Below are 19,083 nucleotides of genomic sequence, written 5' to 3'. Positions count from 1 at the left end.
AAGAATATACAGGGCAAGTGATACACGCCCGAAGCCTCCCACGCAGCGATTGACTCTGGATCGCTCGCGCCATACGATCTCCCAGGAGCAGGAATGAAAGCAGTTATTTTGGCAGGGGGACTTGGCACTCGTCTGAGCGAAGAGACGTCGGTGCGTCCGAAGCCGATGGTCGACGTCGGCGGACTCCCCATTCTTTGGCACATTCTGAAGATTTATTCGCAGCACGGCATCAACGATTTCATCATCTGCTGTGGATACAAGGGCTACATGATCAAGGAGTACTTTGCCAACTACTTCCTGCACATGTCCGATGTGACTTTCAACCTGCGCGACAACCAGATGGAAGTGCATCAGAGCGTTGCCGAGCCGTGGAACGTCACGCTGGTCGACACCGGAGAAAATACCGGTACCGCGGGACGATTGCACAGAGTAGCCAAGTACCTGGTGAATGAAGATGCCTTCTGCATGACATATGGGGATGGGGTCGGCAATGTCGATATCACGGCGAGCATCGAATTTCATCGTTCCCACGGGAAACAGGTGACGCTCACCGCCGTACAGCCTACCGCGCGCTTCGGCGCGTTGGGTCTGGAGGAAACCGAAGTCTACGCCTTCCAGGAAAAGCCCAAGGGCGAGGGGGGCTGGATCAATGGCGGTTTTTTCGTTCTGTCGTCGGCGGTGTTTGATGAGATTCATAATGACTCCTGGATGTTTGAACGCGAGCCAATCGAGAGCCTGACCGCAAAGCGAGAGGTGCGCGCCTTTTTCCACCATGGATTCTGGCAGCCGATGGATACGCTCCGCGACAAGCAGCGGCTCGAAGAGCTCTGGGCGAGCGGGGAGGCCCCTTGGAAAACATGGTGAGCCTCTGGCGCGGACGGCGGGTTTTTCTAACCGGACATACCGGCTTCAAGGGCGGTTGGCTGACTCTTTGGCTTGCGAAAATGGGCGCGCAGGTTCGCGGCTATGCGCTTGATCCCTCCACAGAGCCAAACTTCTTTCAAGTCGCCAAAGTCAATGCGGCAATCGAAGACATTCGGGGCGATCTTTCCGATCGAGAGAGGTTGGAGGCGGCCCTGGTGGAGTTCGCTCCGGAAGTAGTCTTCCATCTGGCGGCGCAACCTTTGGTTCGCCGCTCTTATTCCGACCCACTGAACACCTATGCTACGAACGTCATGGGCACCGCGCATGTTCTGGAGGCAGTTCGCAAGAGCCCCTCGGTGCGAGCGGTGGTTTCAGTGACCACCGATAAATGCTATGAGAACAAGGAATGGATATGGCCATATCGCGAGACCGATCCGCTTGGCGGCCACGACCCTTATTCTTCAAGCAAGGCTTGTGCAGAATTGGTGTGTGCGAGCTATCGCAGCTCATTCTTTCCAGTCGACAGGCTCGATGAGCATCATGTGGCCGTGGCGACGGCCAGAGCAGGCAACGTGATCGGAGGCGGAGATTGGTCTGCGGACCGGCTGGTGCCCGACCTGATTCGCGGCTTCGTGAAGAACCAACCTGTATCCATTCGCAGGCCTAAGGCCGTTCGACCCTGGCAGCACGTGCTCGAGCCGCTGCGTGGTTATATTCAGTTGGCTGAAAAGCTGTTCGAACAGAAAAGCCAGTTTGCTTGCGCATTCAATTTTGGGCCGAGCGGCGACGCCTGGCCCGTCGAGCGCATCGCAACTAAAATGGCGGATGCCTGGGGAAAAGACGCGCGGTGGACACGCGACGAAGACCCGGGCGTCCACGAAGCGGGCAGCTTGCGCCTGGACTCAAGCAAGGCCAGGGCTGAACTGAACTGGCAGACTCCGCTGGGCATCGAGGCCGCCTTGGAGTGGACGATGGATTGGTACCGGGCTTGGCATCAGGGACGGGACATGTATCCCATCACTCTGGCGCAAATCGAGGCCTACGAAAGCCTCGCATGAAGACGATCACGCGCCGCTAAAGCGTCGCCTGACCCAATAGACGATAGCGGAGCGGCAAGCGTATAGTTGGAAAACTAATCAAGAGATCTACGGTTTTTCGAGCGTTTTACAGAGAAAGGATTCACAGATGGCTAGTACCGATAGGGTTGTCAGGATTGGGAACAAGATGGTCGGAGATGGGCATCCCTGTTATGTCGTCGCCGAGATCGGCATCAATCATAACGGCGACCTCGACCTGGCGAAGCGTCTCATCAGCGTCGCCATTGCGGCAGGCTGCGACGCGGTGAAATTTCAGAAACGCACGGTCGATGTCGTCTACACCGCCGAGGAGCTTGCCAAGCCTCGCGAAAATCCATTCGGCGCCACGAACGGCGATTTGAAATGGGGCTTGGAGTTCGACGAAGAAGATTATGCGGAGATAGACGCCTTCTGCAGGTCGGCAAAGATTCCCTGGTTTGTTTCCGCCTGGGATGAAGCTTCCGTCGACCTGATCGCTGAAAATTTTAAGGTGCCCTGCTTCAAGATCGCTTCCGCCTCTCTGACCGATGACAACCTGCTGCGGCATACACGAGCGAAGGGCAAACCGATTATTCTGTCGACTGGCATGAGCACTTATGCCGAGATCGATCACGCAGTGAGTGTGCTTGGCAAAGAAGACTTGATCCTGATGCACGCCACCAGTACTTACCCGGCGAACTATGACGAATTGAATCTGCGCGCGATCCCTACCATGCGCGAGCGTTATGAATCGCTGGTCGGGTATTCAGGGCACGAGACAGGCATTCCCACTAGTGTTGCAGCTTCGGTGCTCGGTGCCTGCATGGTTGAGCGCCATATCACTATGGACCGCGCCATGTGGGGCAGTGATCAAGCTGCCTCGCTCGAGCCGAATGGCATAACCCGGCTGGTGCGCGACATCCGGCTGTGCGAAATGTCGATGGGCGATGGAGTGAAGCGCGTCTATGAACGCGAGGTGCCGATTATCAAGAAACTGCGCAGAGTCGGAGCGGCGGTCTAGCGGATGGCCGGTGAGAAGACAGCACCCGGCCAATCCTCAAGCGAGCTTGATGACAAACTGCGGAGAATTAAAGCAATCGCCTTCGACGTGGACGGCGTGCTGACCGATGGTGGGATGTGGTGGGGGGCCAACGGCGAGGAGTTTAAGCGCTTCTCGTTCAGCGATATCATGGGAATCTCCCTCGCTCGACGTCACGGGTTTACGCTCACCCTGATCTCGGGCGAGGATAGTCCTCTCGTCGACCGGTATGCAGCCAAGCTCAAGATCGCGGACGTGACGAAAGGCTGCCGCGACAAGGCAGCGGCGCTTCGCGAGTTCGCCATCAAGCACTCTCTGGAATTGCCCGAGGTCTGTTTCATGGGGGACGACGTCAACGATCTTCCTGCCATGAGCATCTGCGGCCTTTCAGCAGCGCCCGCCGACGCTCGTCCCGTGGTTCTCGCAAAAGTGGACTTTGTCGCAACCAGCCCCGGAGGGCAAGGTGCGGTGCGAGAACTCATTGAGGCACTCTTCGCCGTCCGCCAAACCGATTCGGCGACTGTCTTCGCAAATTCTATTTAGAGACGAAACCTTTTGAAACACATCGTTCATGAACAACTCGGCAAGACCATCGCGGTACTGGAAAAGGTCAGGGCCGACGAGACCCTTCTCGGAGTCGTGGCAGAAGCCGCGGAAGTGACGGCAGAGGCTATGTTGAAGGGCCGCAAATTGATGGTCGCCGGCAACGGCGGTAGTGCAGCCGATTCGCAGCATCTGGTCGCCGAGTTCGTCAGCCGCCTAGTAAAAGACAGGCCGGCTCTTCGCGCCATCGCACTCACCGTTGACAGCTCGATCTTAACTGCGGTCGGGAACGACTACGGATACGAAAAGTGCTTCGAACGTCAGATCGAGGCTCTAGGACAACAGGGAGATGTCTTCCTGGGAATCTCCACCTCGGGTAATTCCCCGAACGTGCTGCGCGCCCTCGCGCTCTGCCGCACGCTTGGGGTGGTCACCATCGGCTTCAGCGGCAACGGCGGCGGCAAAATGGCGCCGCTCTGCGACTATAACGTCATTGTTCCTTGCGACACTACAATGAACATCCAGGAATCTCACCTGGCCCTCGAGCACATCTATTGCATGCTCGTCGAACGTTGCTACTTCGGCGCTGAATCAACACTGGTGTGAAGCCGCTTTCGCGTTGAAAAGATACTGCGCTGCAACGCGTGGCTCTTGCGAGCTACAGCTAGCTCCTACGGTTGTCTCAATCTGCGTTTAGGAATCGCATAAGTGACAAGGTCCCAGCCCTCAAGAAAGTGGGGACGAAGATAAAAGCTGTACTGATCGCTCATTGATCGAATGAGCAGCGGCACTTTCCAGAGATGGTTTTGTAAATGATACGAACAGATGGCGAGCACCGGAGAGTGTCGCTCGATGATACCTCTGGCGCCGTTCAGAGCGTCTAGTTCAGCGCCCTCTATATCCATTTTGATGTACGTCGGTTCCGAGTCTGAAAGCGCTTCATCCAGGCTGACGCAATCGACAACCAGCTCGCCTCCGCCGATATGCGACGCCTGATCTCCGTTGGCGGAAAACGTCACAGTCCCGGCCGATGCTCCTACGGCCGCGCATCGCAGGCTGATAGCATCGCGCCGCGGCAGCAACGATATGCTTTCCCGCAGTTTGGCAAAATTACCCGGGTCTGGCTCGAAGCCGTAGATGTGCTTGAACGAGTTCCGGCTCTGATCGACGAAGCTGCGGATGGTATCCCCGTCATAGGCGCCGCAGTCGACGAAGACTTCTTGATCGCCCAGTGGGCAAAGATCAAGTGGAAAATAGGTTGCGTGCGCGACAGGATCGGGCAAAGCGCTAAAGTCACCGAACAAGCGCCACTGTAATTGCGCAAGGTATTCGGCCCGCGAGGCGTCGTCTGACCACAGGTGGCTGACTTCTTCAACCTCATCCCGTTGCTGGTGCACCTTGTGAGGAAGGTCGACGCCATAATGCGGGAGCAACAACTCCGCATGCTTCCAGAAGAGCGATTGGAATGGGATGACATTCTGGCATCCCAAGCTGCGCAAGGTTGCTTCTCGCTGGGCCATTCGATCGGTGCCGGCGCCTCCCCAGATCGTGATCACAAAGTTGCCTTGAGCGCCGTATCGCGCTGCGGCCTCTGCTGGAGAAAGTGTCTCAACACCTTCCACCCGGGTGTTCCACAGGCGGGGGTTGTTATCTGCGAATGCAACCGGCTCAATCCCAACTTTTCGCAGACCAGCCAGAGTCATACGGCCGAGTTGCCCGGCGCCGAAAAGAACCAGCGGTTTGGCGGATGATCCTGCGGACAGATCGAACGCCGATCGCTCCCTCGCACATGCTGCGGCCTCGCCTTCGGCGAACAACCCCTCCAGCGCGGCCGTTAGTTCCTTAGCGGAAAGTCCCATTGCTGCTACAGCCATCTGCTAACCTCCCACCGTCATCTCTTGAAAATGTGTGCTTACCAGCAACTCCGTCCGCCGTCGATGACAAGGTTTGCTCCGGTCATGTACGACGAAGCATCGGAACATAGAAATACAATGGCGCCCTGATATTCATTGCTCACGGCCATTCTTCCCATCGGAATCAGGTTGGTGAGGCGCTCGACGAAGTCCGGGGGTTGACCATTTTCGACGCCGCCGGGCGAGATGGCGTTGACGCGGACTTTTTGCGTAGCCCAATAGGTAGCTAGATAACGCGTAAGCCCCACCAGCGCCGACTTCACAACCGAGTAGGTGACAGGCTTGACCGGTTGCAGATGGTCGGGCAGATCGGGCTGTCGGTAGATGCGTTGATCAGGGCCGATCAGGGCCAGGTCAGATGCCACGTTGACAATGACTCCACCGCCGTTCGCGGCCATGTAAGTTCCAAAGACCTTGCTGCACAGAAAAGCGCCAGTCAGTCCCACGGCCAGGTCCGCATCCCACTGAGAAAGAGGGAAGTTCTCGAGGCGCGAGAAGTCGATCTCACTGCTGGCCTCCATTTTAGGGTTGTTGGCCGCGTTGTTGATCAGGATATCGACACGCCCGAATCGGGAAACAATCTCATTCCGCGCCGCCTCGATCTCCTCCTGCCTCGAGATGTCGACCGCGCAGCCAAACGCCGGAACTCCATAAGTCTTGGACAACGCCGCTGCCTTGTCCCGCGCGCGCTGCTCATGGATGTCGACCAGCACAGGGACACCTCCGGCAGCGGCTATCGCGGCGGCATGCTGCTCGCCAAGCAGCCCTGCCCCGCCGGTTATCACCGCGACCCGGTCAGACAAATCGAATGGGTTCGTAAACTTGGTCATACCTGCTCTATTCTCACGACAGTTCGACGACCCGGCCGCTCGCAGCCGACTCCTTCGCAGCCAAGGCGAGACGCAGACTCTTCGTTCCTTCAGCCAGGTCCACCAGCGGCTTCTTCCTCGTCTTCACGCAATCCAGAAAGTGCTTGATTTCGTTCACGAAGAGCAGATTGCGGTCCAGGCCCTCGCAGGTGAAGCGTTCTTCCGTTGCACCATCGAACTGGTGCAGCGTCACCGAGAGCCCAGGAAAGTCCAGGATAGCTTTCCCCGCATCGCCCACGACTTCGCACTGCCGGTGTGCAGGCCGTTGAAGGTAATCCTGCTGCAAGTGGACTGGAAGCGGCCTTCCCGCATATTCGCATTGCATCAGCGTGCTGGCTACGTCCTCTACGTCGACCTCAAGATTGCTCCAGTGGCCGGCAACGGAAAACAGGCGCTTCGCCTCGCCGAATAATGCATACAAGTAATCGAATTCATGAATCTGCGAAAGAACTACGCCCCCGCCGAGACTGGCCCGTGCGGCATAGCCGGTGCGGTAATCCTCGTAGCGATGCCAGTTCGGCAGGTATTCGCCCACGGTGGCCCGAACCCCGAGCAAGTTCCCCAAAAGCCCGAGCTTAATAATTTCCTGCATACGAAGAAAGCAAGGATGGAAGCGGAGTTGATAGCCGACCATCGCAATCGTCCCACGCTTTTCGATCGCAGACTGCAGCTCAGGCAGAACGGTGAGGTCGTTCGAGAGAGGCTTTTCAACAAAGATATCGGAACCGGCTTCGACACATGCCAGGGCGGTTGGAACATGGAGACTGCTCGGATTACAGATGAAGGAAACATCTGGTCTCTCCGCCAACGCGGAGTCCAAGTCTCCGAAGACACGCAGTCCATAAACCTTTTCGACATCGAGACTGTCGTCTACTTGAAGAGTGGGAGTGATGACCGATGAGAGCCTTCGAACTCGGTAAGCGATAATCTCGACATCGTTGCCGAGCAAGGCGCGCAGATTGCGAAGGTGCCGTTGTCCGATGCCACCCAATCCGGCCATCAATATCTTCATTGGCCGTCTCCAGAGACAAAACCCGCCGCCTGCAATTGAGTCATTACCAGTTCTCGATTCATTCGAATCCAGTCCAGTTCGCCGCCCGGCTCAGCTCGCGCAACCTGCATCACGAAATCGCCTTTGTATCCGATGCGGAACAGATGAGAAAGCAAGACTGGAATATTGGCGTTTCCCGACCCGAGCGGGACCGTTCCCCCACCGCGAATCCTGTCCTTGATGTGGACGCTGCCGATGCGCTCCCCGTAAGCGGCAATCTCCTCTTCGGGATCGAACCCCAGGGAAGCGCTGTTCCCCGAATCGTAATTCACTTTCAAAAGAGGGTTGGGCAGCTTCGCCAGCAACGATGCGAACTCTTTTGGACCGAGTGACGTCTCCAGATGCAACTCGATACCTGCCGTTTCAGCGGCCTTTAAAGCGCGGATCAATATCTCAATGACCTGAGCTTCGTCGCCCTGGTTCTCAATCCGTGAGTTGTCGACGAACGGAAGCACGATGCGTTCGATGCCAGCCAGTCTGCACTGCTCCGTGAGCCACACCAGCTTCCTCATTCCTGCTTCGAGCTCCGGTGGGCTCACGCGAAGCAATGGGCGCTCCATGAAGTAGTCTGCGCACACTGAAACCACCGCGATCCCATCCTCTTCGCACAGTCGCATCATCTCGGCTAAGCCAACATCTGTGCCAATCGGATTGCCGCTCTCGCCGAGTGAGTCGTAGATCCACTCGATCGCGTCGAGCGATGCCTGCCGGGCGAGAGGAAATTCCTCGCGCCATCGGTTGAGCGGAAAGCTTTGAAAATGGCCGTCAGAGGGGGGCAAAAGCCTGCCTTGCATCACCGCAAGTCGCAACTCGCTAGTCCTCCTCGACGGGGATAAGCATGTTCGAAAGAAATTCCTCTCGTGGGAGAAATGGATAAAGGTCTTCGAGCGGCTTGGAGACGAAGGACCCATCGGGGCGCTGCACCGACGAGAGTCGCGGGGCGCGTAGCTCGTCCGGAAGAACCATCGTATCGCAGACCAGCGGCCCGCCGCGGGCAAGCACTCGACGTAAATCGGCGCGCAGATCGGACTGATCGCGGATTATGTCAGTTTTGAGCCCATAAGCCTGAGCGACCTTGCCGATGTCCGGCAGACTCTGCCCCGTCTCTCGATTGCAGCCGATGCGGGGCGTGCCAAAGAAGGCCGTCTGCGAGATGCGAATGGAGGCATAGCCGTCGTTGTTCAACACGAAGAATGTAATGGGCAGTTGAAGCCTCGACACCGTTTCCAGCTCCTGGATGTTGAACTGAAATCCTCCATCGCCGTCAACGCAAACTACCGGCCGTCGACCGTTGGCCATGCATACTCCGATCGAAGCGGCGATGCCAAATCCCATCGCACCTAGCGCCGTTGTATGAAAGACCCGCTGTCCGGGCTTGACCCGCAGAGCCAGCAGGAAGAGCTCGATCGCGCTACCGGAACTGCCCGAGACGATGGGCGTGCTGTCGGGGAGAACGTCCTGAAGCGCCTCAGCGAGGTGATACATGCTCACCGCGCCTTCCGGTTTGCGGTGTTCGGCCTGGATGACCGGGTAACGCTCTTTCCATTCGGCGCAGCGCCGCTTCCAGGCGGAGCGGTCCTTTGGTTCAACCTCGGACCTGCGGCGAAGCAGCGCTCGCATGAACTCGCCGGCGTCGGCCTGAACCTTGGTTTGAATCGAGTCGCCCATCTTCCCCAGCTCGGTCGGATCGATGTCTACCATCACTTTGTGGGCGCTGCGCGCCAGCCGCTCTGGAGAGTAGCCGGTGATGACACGATCTAATCGAGCGCCGAGCGTCAGGAGAAAATCGGAGTTCTGAATCGCGAAGTTGGCTCCGCGAGGGGCCAAAGAGCCTGGCCGCCCCACAAAGAGGGGATGATCATCGGGAATGAGATCGATCGCCAGCCAGGTCGACTCGACCGGAACATCGAGGAGAGCGATAAGCTCCAGGAATTCTCTCTCCGCCCGTGCCAGGCGAATGCCGTTGCCAGCCAGAATCATGGGCCGTTCGGAGGCATTGAAGGCGCGTATTGTTTCCCCGACGAGCGATTCAAGATCGACGCCGAGGTCGCTCCTGCACTCCTCGGGATCGAACCCCGGGAGTTCTTCGGGATCGATAGGCATGGCTTGCACGTCGAGGGGAATGTCGATCCAAACAGGCCCTGGCCGGCCAGTCCTCGCCAGGTACAAAGCCTTCTCCATGTGGTAGCGGATGGAGTTTGGGTCGTCGATCGTGACCGCGTATTTGGACAAGGGACGCACAATCGAGACGATGTCGACTTCCTGCATGCCAACCTGCCGCACACCGAGCGGCATTCCGTCTGGGGTGAACATCCGGTCCGCACGTTTGACTTGTCCCGAAAGAAACAGGCAGGGTGTTGAGTCCAACCATGCACCGGCCAAGCCCGTGATCGCATTCGTGGCGCCCGGACCCGTTGTCACCAGCGCCACGCCGAGATGATTGGTGGCTTTCGAATAGTTTTCGGCCGCGATCGCGCTGGCTTGCTCGTGAAGGTTGCAGACAAACTCAAGGTCAGCACACCGGCTGAGCGAGTCATTCAGATGCATGGCGCCACCGCCGGGCACCAGAAACACATGTTTCACACCGCTGTCCGCGATCGCGCGGAAAACGTAGTCCGAAAGCTTCATTGCTTCTTAGGCTCCATGGGCTTCAACACTGAAATGTCCAGCAACTTGCCATAGCCAGAAGCTGCAACAATACCTGTTCGATCATAGCGCATCGCTTCACGGCACTCGCCGGTTGTAAGGGCGAAATGACGGACTCCTCCGGCGAAAACCACGCCCAGTAGTTCCGTTCCGAACGGCGTGGTGCGGATTCGCATATATACTTCGACGAGTGGCTCGCATGCCGTCAATAAGCTCAGAGTCCTCACATCGTTGGCCAATCACCTGGACCTGGGACTCGGTTAGATGCGCCGAAAAATCTACACAGATGCTCGGGCCATGCGTCTCGCCACGGGCCGCGAGGCGATCCAGCTAAACCATGACATCCAACGGACTTCGCAATTGGGTGAAACACACCCTTGGCTTGGATCGGGCCATCGTTTTCACTGTTCTCGCGCGTGTTTGGTCGAGTGCCTCCGGCATCGTTACGGTCCTTCTGATCGCAAGATTCCTGTCTCCTGCCGAGCAGGGATATTACTACACGTTCGGCAGCCTGGTCGCGCTTCAGATCGTCTTTGAGCTTGGGTTTTCGATTGTCATCCTGCAGCTGGCAAGCCATGAACGCGCTCATCTCGTAATTTCGGCCGATGGCGCCATTACTGGCGATGCGATCGCTCACCAGCGGCTTGCCTCGGTTCTGCAAAAGGCGGTCCGCTGGTACTTCACCGGCGCCCTGCTCATGGCAGCTGTTCTGATCCCGTGGGGCTTCTACTTTTTCACTACGCATCAGCACGCTCAGCACTCACTTTCGTGGCAGATTCCCTGGATCCTGGTCGTGCTGGCGGCGTCGCTGACCTTCCAGATCGACCCGATCTTGTCTTTTCTCGAAGGCTGCGGCTTCGTTGCGAATGTCGCGCGACTGCGGCTGGCGCAAGCGATGCTAAGCGGCCTGATGGCCTGGGTTGTCCTCGCTGCCGGCCACGGACTGTTTGCGCCCGCCATGATGATCTTCGGCCAGGCTATTGCTGGAGCCGTATGGCTCAATCGCCGGCGCCCGCTGCTCTTGGGGCTTCTGCGCCATAAATCCGGCAGCCACGCTGTGAAGTGGAAAAGCGAGGTATGGCCATTTCAATGGAGAGTCGCAGTCACCTGGATATGTGCCTACTTCGTCTATCAGCTCTTCAACCCCGTACTCTTCGCCTACCGGGGAGCAGTGGAAGCAGGCCGCATGGGAATGTCGCTGAGCATCATGGGCGCCTTGACGTCAGTTTCGATCGCTTGGGTGAATACCAAAGCGGCGCCCTTCGGCACCTTGATCGCCCGCAAAGAGTACGCTGAGCTCGATCGTGTCTTCTTTTCGGCCTTACGCCAGTGTATGTTCATCTGCACCTTCGGCAGCGTGTGCGTGTGGCTGGGTGCGGTGTACCTGAATGCTCGACACCTTCGCTTCGCAGAGCGCATCCTCGATCCGCTCACGCTGGGCATGTTGCTTCTGGGCACGGTCATCAACGTCCTCATATTTGCGCTGTCGATCTATTTGCGCGCCCACAAGGAAGAGAAGATGTTAGGCAGTTCGATACTCGGGGCGACGCTGGTAGGCTGTTCCACTTACTTTCTCGGGAGACACTTCGGCGCCAGAGGCATGGTGATTGGCTATCTAGCCGTGCAGGCTTTCGTGGGACTCGGCTACAATCTCTCGATCTTCACCGAGTACCGCCGGGAAGCGCATCGATAGGTCGCTGTTGGCAGTACATGGCTCCTGCTCGGCGGAGGCGGGCCTTGAAAGAATGACGTAGTCTATGTTTCGCATATTAGATTTGAGTTTTGGCAGTGAAGCTTGATAGAAGCGCGGCCAGCGAAGTCTCTCGAAGACCTGTCACAGTTTAGCGGGAGCGGATACAAGCGGAGCGGGGCGACCCATTGGAAGTTTCTTCGCGTCAGCTCCATCTCCATTGATTTTTCCAAAGAAAACCAGAAATGAGAAACAGAAGAAGAAGAAGCTGATCGGGAAAATATGAAAAAAAGGAAGGTTGGCGTTGCCGACGACAAAATAGGCGGAAAGCAAAAGTATCCCGGACAATACTGCTTTATGTTGGCAATCGTGCTCACCGCGAAACGCCACGATGACCGACCACATCAACGCCGCCATTACTGTTAGGAAAAGCGAATACCAGGGAAGCCCGAAATTAACTAAGGCCCCTACCCACCAAGATTCGTAGTGGGTATAGGTTTCTATCCCGAATAACCAGTCCAAGCCTGAGCTCAAATTGGCCAAGGTATTTCCGGAAAGATGATCATCGATGCTGCCTTGCCTCAATGCAATGACCGCGGCTACAGCACTTGATAGGGACGACCACACAAAACTCAAGAGAGTCGCGATGAGGACGCCAATTCCTCCGATTAGAATCGGTTTGCGAATGAGCCATCGGAAAGCCATAAACACAGTCAATAACAGCAAAAAGCCGATCGCGGACAGAGACTGGGTTAAGAACAGGCACAAGACGAGCCCAGCCTCTGCGGCGAATCGGCGCCCTCCTGTGAAGCGCACGTGGACCCATCCTAGGAGCATGAAGAGCAGCGCGGCAAACCCATTAGGGTCGTCAAGGAAACCACCAAAGCGGACAACCCAGGAATCGGCCCACGCGAGCGCAGGCAAGCGGCCAATCGTCAGGAAGAGAGTCACTTCGACTGCATTACTCAACAAAGCGTAAAGGAAAATAAATCGGAAGAAACGGTCAAGGCCACGATAGGAGATGCCGTTAGTGGAGAGAACGAGGACGAGAGCCGCAAGGGGCCAGAAGACCGTGTCAAGGTAAACATTGGAGTTCCCGGCTCCAGCATTCATTATCTTAAGAAGCGGGTAGCCTGACATGAAGGCCACCAAAATTACCATGAGCCATTTCGGGAAAGACAACGAACGCTTAGGGAGATAGAAAAGAGATATAAGGCAAAAAATCGAGATCACGATCGCTTTCGCCGCTTGAAATGCGACCGGGGTATCGCTGTAACTCGGGCTCATGCCCGCGGTATTGATTTGCAACGGGTATCGATACGATTGGTATACTGCGCCGAAAATCAGCGCGGCCCATAGGCACTGTTCTGGTGTGGGAATCCCGAACATAGCGAGAGTCTTCTTCATTCGCTATCAAGTCCTGTAGAGAGAAAAGCCTTTCGCAGAAGCATCAACGGCCAAGAGGAAAGCCGCTCCTCAACCGCGCCAACTTCAATGCGTACTCTGGAACCTGCTCCATCCGCCTCCAAGTGGCGGAGACTAGAGTCGAGGCAAAACCCAGGAACAGTCCGAAGACTGCGAAGCCCAGCGTCAGAAAAAGGCGATGGGGCGACGACTTCTTATCTGGGGGCACGGCTCTGTCTATCACCTGGATGATCGGGGCCGCCTTCGCCTCGTCAATGCGCGCGGCCTCGTATTGCTTGGAGAGCAAATCGAAGAGAGATTCGTGATATCTCACCTCGCGTAGCTTCCGGGCGTATTCGAGACTTACCTCGGGAACCCGCCCTGCCTGGAAATCGGTGGTGGTCGACTGCACGTTCCGCGGGTCTTTCTCAAGCACCGCCAGCTGGCTTCGCAGCGTGTTGATCTCCTCCTGGATCCGAACCGTGTCCGGATTCTGGTCGGTGGCGAAGGTGCGGAGCGATTGTAGTTGTACTTCGCGGCTGGCGATCTCCGCCCGTACATCCGCTATGCTCCGAATGATCTCCTCAGATTGTGCGCTCAATTGGATGACCCCGGTCTTTTCCGCGGTCTTACGCAGATCTACCTCGGCCGCCGCGAGTGCGTTCTTCTCGTCCGCCAGTTCCTGATCGAAGAACACCCGCCGCTGCGCCGCCTCGGTGATCGCCAGGTGGGAGTTCATCGCATACAACTCGTCGATGTAAGCGTTCGCCAGATCGCTCGCGCGCCGTGGGTCGTGGTCCTCTACGGTGATATGAATCAGCGAATCCTTGCTGACCACCATGGCAGTCGCTTTCATCAGCCGGGCGCGGGTGTCGGAAAGCTTCTTCGTCTTATACTCGCGGTCAAGATGAAACTTCGCGATAATGTCGTCGGCAATCGTCCGGCTGCCGAGAATCCCGAGATACAAGTCGGATGGCGACTTGACCGCTCCTCCGGCCAACCCTCCGATGCCCAGCTGGTTCATCAGCATCGACGCGGAAGACTGACCCTGATTCGGCGGCAGGATGAGCGCACTCGCTGAGAAAGTAGGCTTCATAAGCAAAGCAAGAGCCGCCCCAAGCGCCATGGCGGTGAGCGTAAAGATAGCTATCTTCCTGCGAGCGGCCGAAAGAACCAGGAGCAAGTCGAACAAGTCGATTTGGTCCTCGCCGCCAGCCAGGCTCTCCCGCGGCAGACTTTCTGGCGCCTGATTTGCGTGCTCCAGATTTTCGCGCTCTCGTTCGGCAGTTCCCGCTCTTTCCATACCACCTGTATCGTACCGCATGGGAATGATGCGAAGGGTTTCCGCACTCCAGTTCAGCGATGATCCCCAGATCCGGAGGTCCCGCCGGATACTTCTTTACAATGATCTCCTGGAGGGCACATGTTCGAGAAGATGCTGTCGTTCCTGACGGAGAATGGCAGCTACATATTGTTCTCGACGGTCGTCGCCCGTCCCGTATTCTTTTTGCGCAACCGGATGCTGGCCGCCAAATTCGGAGTTCACAAGCTCAGCATCGGATCCAGGCCCTACTTGCGCGGACTTAGCTCCATTGCCATGGGAGAAGACCTCATCGCCGGCGAAGGTTTGTGGCTGGAGGCGATTACCCGCTATGGAAATCAACGCTTCGAACCGCACCTGACCATCGGCAACCACGTCCGCATCAGCCACTGGAGCCACATTGCCTGCACCCACTCCGTTACCATCGGAAATCACGTGTTAATCGGCAGTAAAGTCCTGATCACCGATCACAACCATGGCCTCTTCGGTCCGGGCGCCACCTCGCCCCTCGTCCCGCCAGGGGAACGCCCGCTCGAGCGCAACCGCTCTGTTTCCATTGGTGACAACGTTTGGCTCGGAGACGGTGTTGTGGTCTGCCCTGATGTCACGATGGGGGAAGGCAGCATAGCTGCCGCCAACGCCGTCGTCACCAAAGACGTTCTCCCGTTGACTCTGGTTGCAGGAGTGCCCGCCGTGGCCATCCGTCGCTATGACGCGGCTGCGGAAACCTGGATCTCAATATAGGCTCGCTGCCCGCGACGCCGCGGGAGATCGTCAATGCTGCTCCTCAACGGATTCTCTGCACCACCGGGAGCGTCATGCGGTAGTCCGCGATTCCTGCCCAAACCTGTCCGCATCGCGAGAACTGCAGCCGCGCCAGCCGTCGCGCGAACCGCGCCGCCAGAAAGAGAAACATCGCGAGCCCCGGCGCGGGAGAATGAAGCCGCAGGATGCGCAATCCCGAGGCCGTGAAGTAGCGATCCAGCACCGGGCTCTCCCTCCCTGTGCTTCCGGCCACCTTATGCAGGATCTTGGACTCCGGGGCCGCCGCCAGCCGCCATCCCTTCTCGACCAGGCGCAGGCAAAGCTCCGTCTCTTCCAAATAGTGAAAGAACCCCTCGTCCAGCAATCCAGCCTCCCGGAGCGCCTCGGAGCGAAGCAGTATGCTGGCGCCGTAGAGCGACTGGAACCAGGCGTCGGGACGGGGCACCACACTGTTGCGCGCATACCCGATCCAGAGATTCACCCGGGCCCCAGCCCAGGCTTGCACCGTTGAGGGAGAATCGGCGTAGTAGCACACCGAGGCGACCGCCCCGATTTCCCGGTCACCCGTTGCCTTGCCGACCAGCGCGGAAAGCGCATCCGCGGCCGCCTCGGTGTCGTTGTTCAGAAGCCAGACAAAGTCCGCGCCCCGCTCGAGCGCATAGCGAATCCCGATGTTGTTGCCCCCGGCAAAGCCAAGATTTCGTCCTGCCTCGAGCAGTGCAACGCCCGGATGGGCCGCTTTAATCCTGAGGACTGAATCGTTCGTCGATCCATTGTCCACAACCACGACGTTCAGGCGCGGATAGACGCACCGCTCCAGCGCCTTCAGACACTCGATGGTGTCCGCCCATCCATTCCAGTTGAGGACAATACAGGTCACGCTTGGCGGTTCGAGGATCATCGGATATCGTATGCAGCCAAAACTTTTAACATCGTATATCGTTAAGTCTTGAAGACGATGTCTTCAAGCGGCATAGGAGGAGGACAGACACTTACCTGCCTCTAAGATCCGAATCTGATGATTGATGTTATGAGGCCGTGCCCCGCCCGTCCAAAGCTGCCGTAAAGCGGAAAATTGCTGGAGATCAGTTGAATACCTATAAGACCGCGAAACCATTGTTTGGATCCACCACCACAAACCCACTGGCCAGATTTGTCGATACCACAGAGAACTACGGCCCCCAGGTTGTGGAGGACTTGGTTCGTTCGTTGAAAGACCTGCGAATTGTGGTAGACCTCGGCGCTGGCGGCGGCCGAGATCTGGGCGTGGTTCGACGATTTTATCCTGACGCCACTCTGATCGCGGTGGAGGGCGGAAAGGAATATGCGAAGAACCTGGAGGGAAAGGCCGATCGGGTCGTCGTGGCCAATATTGAAAGGGATCGATTCCCCCTTGCCGACGGAGAAGCTGACCTCATCATCGCCAACCAGATCTTGGAGCATACCAAGGAGGTATTCTGGATTTTCCATGAGGTCTCCCGTTCCCTCAAAATTGGCGGCCATTTCCTGTTCGGCGTCCCTAACATTTGCTCGTTGCACAATCGTTTTCTGCTTGCAGCTGGGAGACAGCCCACGCAGCACAAACTAGCCTCGGCACACGTGCGGCCGTTTTCCAAAGCCGACACACTCGCTTTTTTGAACGCATGTTTTCCAGGCGGTTACGAGCTCGAGCAGTTCCGCGGCGCTCAGTTCTACCCCTTCCCACTCCCGATCGCGCGCCTCTTTGCGAGCGCACTTCCCACCCTCGCGTTCACTATTTTTTTCATGATCCGCAAGACGAGGGAGTACGACAACGAATTCGTCGTCTATCCTGGGCGGGCTCAGCTGGAGACAAATTTTTGGACGGGCGACATCTCGACGAGCGCTCAATACTAGTTCGACGGGACGGCAGCCCCAACGATCACGTCATTAACCAGGTGCACTATCAACCGTCCAGCACCACAGTGTTATTTGTGGGCCACCGCCTGCGGGAATAGCCAGCCCTGCTGCCACCAGCAGAGCGTCACGACCTCCTTACCGCCCATGAGTTAGCCAGGACTATACGGCTGAACCACGCCGTTGACCTTGATCGAAGGCAAGCCCGAGTCCGCCGAAATATACGGCACTCCGTTCGCCATCAGCGCATCGGGAAACTCCCAGCCGGTCGCCAGCACCCCGCCCCCGGAAACAGAACCGAGGCCCGCGAAATTGTCCGCGGAGATGGGAGCCTCGATGTTGGTGCTGTCGATCGAAGTGATTGTCAACTGTCCGATGGACGCGGATTCCAGGTTCAGCAGCTCTTTCGCTTTGGAGTGCGATCCAGCATCCTGCACGGCGAATCCATTGAACTCGACTGAACCGATGATCGATCCATTTTCCAGCACCACGGCGGGAACGTCCTCATCCGAATTCCTGTAAATCACGCAGTTTTCGAAGGAGAGGCTCGATCCAGTGCAAGTGAGCGGCCCGTCGACTGGGGACGGCCGCAAGAAGGCGTTGGTTTTGTTCGTTTGATACTTATTCCAGATCACATTCGATTGATTGGGAGTCAGGGTGACGTTGCGGAGCGCGATCGATCCGAAATTCTCCTCAATGCCGAGCAACATGGGGGCGGTCAGCTTGCAATCCGAGATGGTCAAGCCGTTTACTGCCTGAAGATTGCTTGTATAGCCTAGCCCGATCACGAAAGCATACTCCGACAAGGTGCCTGTGCAGTTGCTTACCGTCACCGTATCGATGTTGTACCTATAGTTCGCGTTCGCCGTGTAGAGGCGCATCAACGACCAGCTGTTGAAAGTGCAGTTGCTGACTGCAACCCGCGATATGTCGCCCGAGTAGCCCTCTGGGCAGTTCAGCGCGATCGAGTCGTCGTCGGTCGTGAAGTCGCAGTTCGTTATGGTGATGTCATTGGCTGGCCCGTCAAAATGGAGGCCATCGCTGTTCGGGCCAAAGGTTCTCACCACGCATCCAGAGACCACGACATTGCCGACATTCGCGAATCGGATATTGTATTCGGGCGAGTTCACGACAACAACCTTGTCAATGACAATGTTGTTTAGGTTCATCAGGTTGATGCCGAAGAAGCCGACGCCGTTCGCTCCTTGCGCGACGCCGCCCGTCGCATCTCCGTGATGGCCGTCTCCTCGATTGCCGTTCACCGTGAAGTTGCTCAGCGAGACATTCATCCCGCTCCGCACCGGAGCAGGGGGACCCGGATCCGACGGAATACCCGCGTCGGGGCCATTGTGGATGCCGTCATTGTTGGTGCCCGACTTGACGAAAAATCCCGTTCCGCAACCTAGCCCCGCGATGCTCCAGTTCCCTCCTGCCGGCAGGAAAAGCCCGGAGATCAGCGCACTTCCGTCAATAATCAGCGTGATCGGATGTTCCGCCGTGGCGCCGGCCATCGCTGCATTAATTCGCGGCCCATCATCGGTCGCGGGCCCCCCTTTGTACTTGTTGCGTCCGTTCTGCAGATTGCAATCGAGCGCGCAGCCGATCTCCGACGCTCGGATATACGTCATTCCCGGAACCGGCGTTGGCGCCGCGGCTGGACCCAGGCACGGTATGAACAAGTCAACGCCACAGCCCGATATTGACGGACCGAGCGCCGAGCCCGCGGTCAACAGACCCGCGCCCCAAAGAAACGTGCGCCTATTGATCAAGATCTAGCGGGAGTTGCCATAGCATTCGTGCTCAGCCAGCCGCCCTCGCGATATGTCTTCAGTATTCGATAGTTAGCATAAACAATCGCCAAACCGAACTACAAGTTGCGGCTGGCCCATCGCAACCACAAGCTGCGCCTTCGAACACTTCTCTAAATTGAATATGAGTTCTTCGCCGGTTCTTGGGAAAAGCTACGTCCTCAGCCAGGCCTGCACGCACGTTACTAAGCCATTCGCAACCAGACCGCTAGCCGAATCGAGGCGAGTGGGCGAACCCGC

18 protein-coding genes are annotated in these 19,083 nt (G+C 57.4%); 8 read left to right on the top strand and 10 right to left on the bottom strand.

Annotated features, from left to right (window positions below):
- The first annotated feature begins 93 nt into the window (after window positions 1–93).
- The 5 genes from rfbF to ACPOL_RS10170 all read left to right on the top strand — a co-directional run bounded on the left by rfbF (window position 94) and on the right by ACPOL_RS10170 (window position 4,107).
- The gene (rfbF, locus tag ACPOL_RS10190; RefSeq protein ID WP_114206972.1) at window positions 94–864 is read left to right on the top strand and encodes a glucose-1-phosphate cytidylyltransferase; all 771 of its coding nucleotides are present in this window, start codon (window positions 94–96) and stop codon (window positions 862–864) included.
- Entirely contained in the window at window positions 858–1,922 is a 1,065-nt protein-coding gene (gene rfbG, locus ACPOL_RS10185) for a CDP-glucose 4,6-dehydratase (RefSeq protein WP_114206971.1), read from the top strand. Before rfbF ends, rfbG begins: the two co-directional genes overlap by 7 nt.
- 127 nt (window positions 1,923–2,049) lie before the next feature.
- Window positions 2,050–2,940 (top strand): N-acetylneuraminate synthase family protein, encoded by an 891-nt coding sequence (locus ACPOL_RS10180; protein WP_114206970.1) that lies wholly within the window; start codon window positions 2,050–2,052, stop codon window positions 2,938–2,940.
- A gap of 3 nt (window positions 2,941–2,943) precedes the next feature.
- Complete coding sequence (locus ACPOL_RS10175; protein WP_236657370.1) at window positions 2,944–3,501, top strand: KdsC family phosphatase; 558 nt, start codon at window positions 2,944–2,946, stop codon at window positions 3,499–3,501.
- Between the two features lie 12 nt (window positions 3,502–3,513).
- Complete coding sequence (locus tag ACPOL_RS10170; protein ID WP_114206969.1) at window positions 3,514–4,107, top strand: D-sedoheptulose 7-phosphate isomerase; 594 nt, start codon at window positions 3,514–3,516, stop codon at window positions 4,105–4,107.
- Window positions 4,108–4,172: 65 nt separating this feature from the next.
- On the opposite strand, the gene ACPOL_RS10165 is transcribed toward ACPOL_RS10170, so the two are convergent.
- From ACPOL_RS10165 to ACPOL_RS10140, 6 genes are read right to left on the bottom strand one after another with little or no spacing between them, the layout of a single operon-like run.
- On the bottom strand, window positions 4,173–5,375 hold the full coding sequence (locus tag ACPOL_RS10165; RefSeq protein WP_114206968.1) for an FkbM family methyltransferase: 1,203 nt from the start codon (window positions 5,373–5,375) through the stop codon (window positions 4,173–4,175).
- A gap of 38 nt (window positions 5,376–5,413) precedes the next feature.
- Window positions 5,414–6,244, bottom strand: coding sequence for an SDR family oxidoreductase (locus ACPOL_RS10160; RefSeq protein ID WP_114206967.1), 831 nt, complete (start codon window positions 6,242–6,244; stop codon window positions 5,414–5,416).
- A 13-nt stretch (window positions 6,245–6,257) separates the two neighbouring features.
- Window positions 6,258–7,295, bottom strand: coding sequence for a Gfo/Idh/MocA family protein (locus ACPOL_RS10155; RefSeq protein ID WP_114206966.1), 1,038 nt, complete (start codon window positions 7,293–7,295; stop codon window positions 6,258–6,260).
- Window positions 7,292–8,143, bottom strand: a complete 852-nt coding sequence (locus tag ACPOL_RS10150; RefSeq protein WP_161557284.1) for a sugar phosphate isomerase/epimerase family protein — start codon at window positions 8,141–8,143, stop codon at window positions 7,292–7,294. Before ACPOL_RS10150 ends, ACPOL_RS10155 begins: the two co-directional genes overlap by 4 nt.
- A 4-nt stretch (window positions 8,144–8,147) precedes the next feature.
- Complete coding sequence (locus tag ACPOL_RS10145; RefSeq protein WP_114206964.1) at window positions 8,148–9,962, bottom strand: thiamine pyrophosphate-binding protein; 1,815 nt, start codon at window positions 9,960–9,962, stop codon at window positions 8,148–8,150.
- Entirely contained in the window at window positions 9,959–10,156 is a 198-nt protein-coding gene (locus ACPOL_RS10140; protein WP_114206963.1) for a hypothetical protein, read from the bottom strand. Before ACPOL_RS10140 ends, ACPOL_RS10145 begins: the two co-directional genes overlap by 4 nt.
- A gap of 161 nt (window positions 10,157–10,317) precedes the next feature.
- Here ACPOL_RS10140 and ACPOL_RS10135 point away from each other — a divergent pair, with 161 nt between their 5' ends.
- A complete protein-coding gene (locus ACPOL_RS10135) occupies window positions 10,318–11,673 on the top strand; it encodes a polysaccharide biosynthesis protein (RefSeq protein ID WP_114206962.1) in 1,356 nt (451 codons plus the stop codon).
- 141 nt (window positions 11,674–11,814) lie between these two features.
- On the opposite strand, the gene ACPOL_RS10130 is transcribed toward ACPOL_RS10135, so the two are convergent.
- A complete protein-coding gene (locus tag ACPOL_RS10130) occupies window positions 11,815–13,077 on the bottom strand; it encodes a hypothetical protein (RefSeq protein ID WP_150132949.1) in 1,263 nt (420 codons plus the stop codon).
- A 43-nt stretch (window positions 13,078–13,120) separates the two neighbouring features.
- Window positions 13,121–14,377, bottom strand: coding sequence for a GumC family protein (locus ACPOL_RS10125; RefSeq protein WP_161557283.1), 1,257 nt, complete (start codon window positions 14,375–14,377; stop codon window positions 13,121–13,123).
- A gap of 120 nt (window positions 14,378–14,497) precedes the next feature.
- On the opposite strand from ACPOL_RS10125, the gene ACPOL_RS34660 reads away from it, so the two are divergent.
- Window positions 14,498–15,139 (top strand): LbetaH domain-containing protein, encoded by a 642-nt coding sequence (locus ACPOL_RS34660; protein WP_114206959.1) that lies wholly within the window; start codon window positions 14,498–14,500, stop codon window positions 15,137–15,139.
- 43 nt (window positions 15,140–15,182) lie between these two features.
- Here the strand turns inward: ACPOL_RS34660 and ACPOL_RS10115 are convergent, their stop codons facing one another.
- Window positions 15,183–16,061 carry a glycosyltransferase family 2 protein gene (locus ACPOL_RS10115; protein ID WP_114206958.1) on the bottom strand — a complete coding sequence of 293 codons (879 nt, stop codon included), beginning with the start codon at window positions 16,059–16,061 and terminating at the stop codon, window positions 15,183–15,185.
- A 188-nt stretch (window positions 16,062–16,249) separates the two neighbouring features.
- Here ACPOL_RS10115 and ACPOL_RS10110 point away from each other — a divergent pair, with 188 nt between their 5' ends.
- Window positions 16,250–17,035 (top strand): class I SAM-dependent methyltransferase, encoded by a 786-nt coding sequence (locus ACPOL_RS10110; RefSeq protein WP_161557282.1) that lies wholly within the window; start codon window positions 16,250–16,252, stop codon window positions 17,033–17,035.
- A gap of 152 nt (window positions 17,036–17,187) precedes the next feature.
- Here ACPOL_RS10110 and ACPOL_RS10105 read toward each other — a convergent pair whose 3' ends face one another.
- The gene (locus tag ACPOL_RS10105) at window positions 17,188–18,663 is read right to left on the bottom strand and encodes a glycoside hydrolase family protein (RefSeq protein ID WP_114206956.1); all 1,476 of its coding nucleotides are present in this window, start codon (window positions 18,661–18,663) and stop codon (window positions 17,188–17,190) included.
- Between the last annotated feature and the right edge of the window lie 420 nt (window positions 18,664–19,083).

The organism is Acidisarcina polymorpha (assembly GCF_003330725.1).
GTDB classification, from domain to species: domain Bacteria; phylum Acidobacteriota; class Terriglobia; order Terriglobales; family Acidobacteriaceae; genus Acidisarcina; species Acidisarcina polymorpha.
Note: the sequence above shows the minus strand (reverse complement) of the source record. Positions and strands in the feature narration are given on the sequence as shown.

Bases quoted from the DNA above. Each gene is read 5' to 3' on its own strand.
- ACPOL_RS10145 (WP_114206964.1), bottom strand. From the start codon at position 9,962: ATGAAGCTTTCGGACTACGTTTTCCGCGCGATCGCGGACAGCGGTGTG.
- ACPOL_RS10130 (WP_150132949.1), bottom strand. From the start codon at position 13,077: ATGAAGAAGACTCTCGCTATGTTCGGGATTCCCACACCAGAACAGTGC.
- ACPOL_RS10125 (WP_161557283.1), bottom strand. From the start codon at position 14,377: ATGGAAAGAGCGGGAACTGCCGAACGAGAGCGCGAAAATCTGGAGCAC.
- ACPOL_RS10105 (WP_114206956.1), bottom strand. From the start codon at position 18,663: ATGACGTATATCCGAGCGTCGGAGATCGGCTGCGCGCTCGATTGCAAT.
- ACPOL_RS10135 (WP_114206962.1), top strand. From the start codon at position 10,318: ATGACATCCAACGGACTTCGCAATTGGGTGAAACACACCCTTGGCTTG.
- ACPOL_RS10180 (WP_114206970.1), top strand. From the start codon at position 2,050: ATGGCTAGTACCGATAGGGTTGTCAGGATTGGGAACAAGATGGTCGGA.
- ACPOL_RS10160 (WP_114206967.1), bottom strand. From the start codon at position 6,244: ATGACCAAGTTTACGAACCCATTCGATTTGTCTGACCGGGTCGCGGTG.
- ACPOL_RS10175 (WP_236657370.1), top strand. From the start codon at position 2,944: ATGGCCGGTGAGAAGACAGCACCCGGCCAATCCTCAAGCGAGCTTGAT.
- ACPOL_RS10165 (WP_114206968.1), bottom strand. From the start codon at position 5,375: ATGGCTGTAGCAGCAATGGGACTTTCCGCTAAGGAACTAACGGCCGCG.
- ACPOL_RS10115 (WP_114206958.1), bottom strand. From the start codon at position 16,061: ATGATCCTCGAACCGCCAAGCGTGACCTGTATTGTCCTCAACTGGAAT.
- ACPOL_RS10155 (WP_114206966.1), bottom strand. From the start codon at position 7,295: ATGAAGATATTGATGGCCGGATTGGGTGGCATCGGACAACGGCACCTT.
- ACPOL_RS10140 (WP_114206963.1), bottom strand. From the start codon at position 10,156: ATGCGAATCCGCACCACGCCGTTCGGAACGGAACTACTGGGCGTGGTT.
- ACPOL_RS34660 (WP_114206959.1), top strand. From the start codon at position 14,498: ATGTTCGAGAAGATGCTGTCGTTCCTGACGGAGAATGGCAGCTACATA.
- rfbF (WP_114206972.1), top strand. From the start codon at position 94: ATGAAAGCAGTTATTTTGGCAGGGGGACTTGGCACTCGTCTGAGCGAA.
- rfbG (WP_114206971.1), top strand. From the start codon at position 858: ATGGTGAGCCTCTGGCGCGGACGGCGGGTTTTTCTAACCGGACATACC.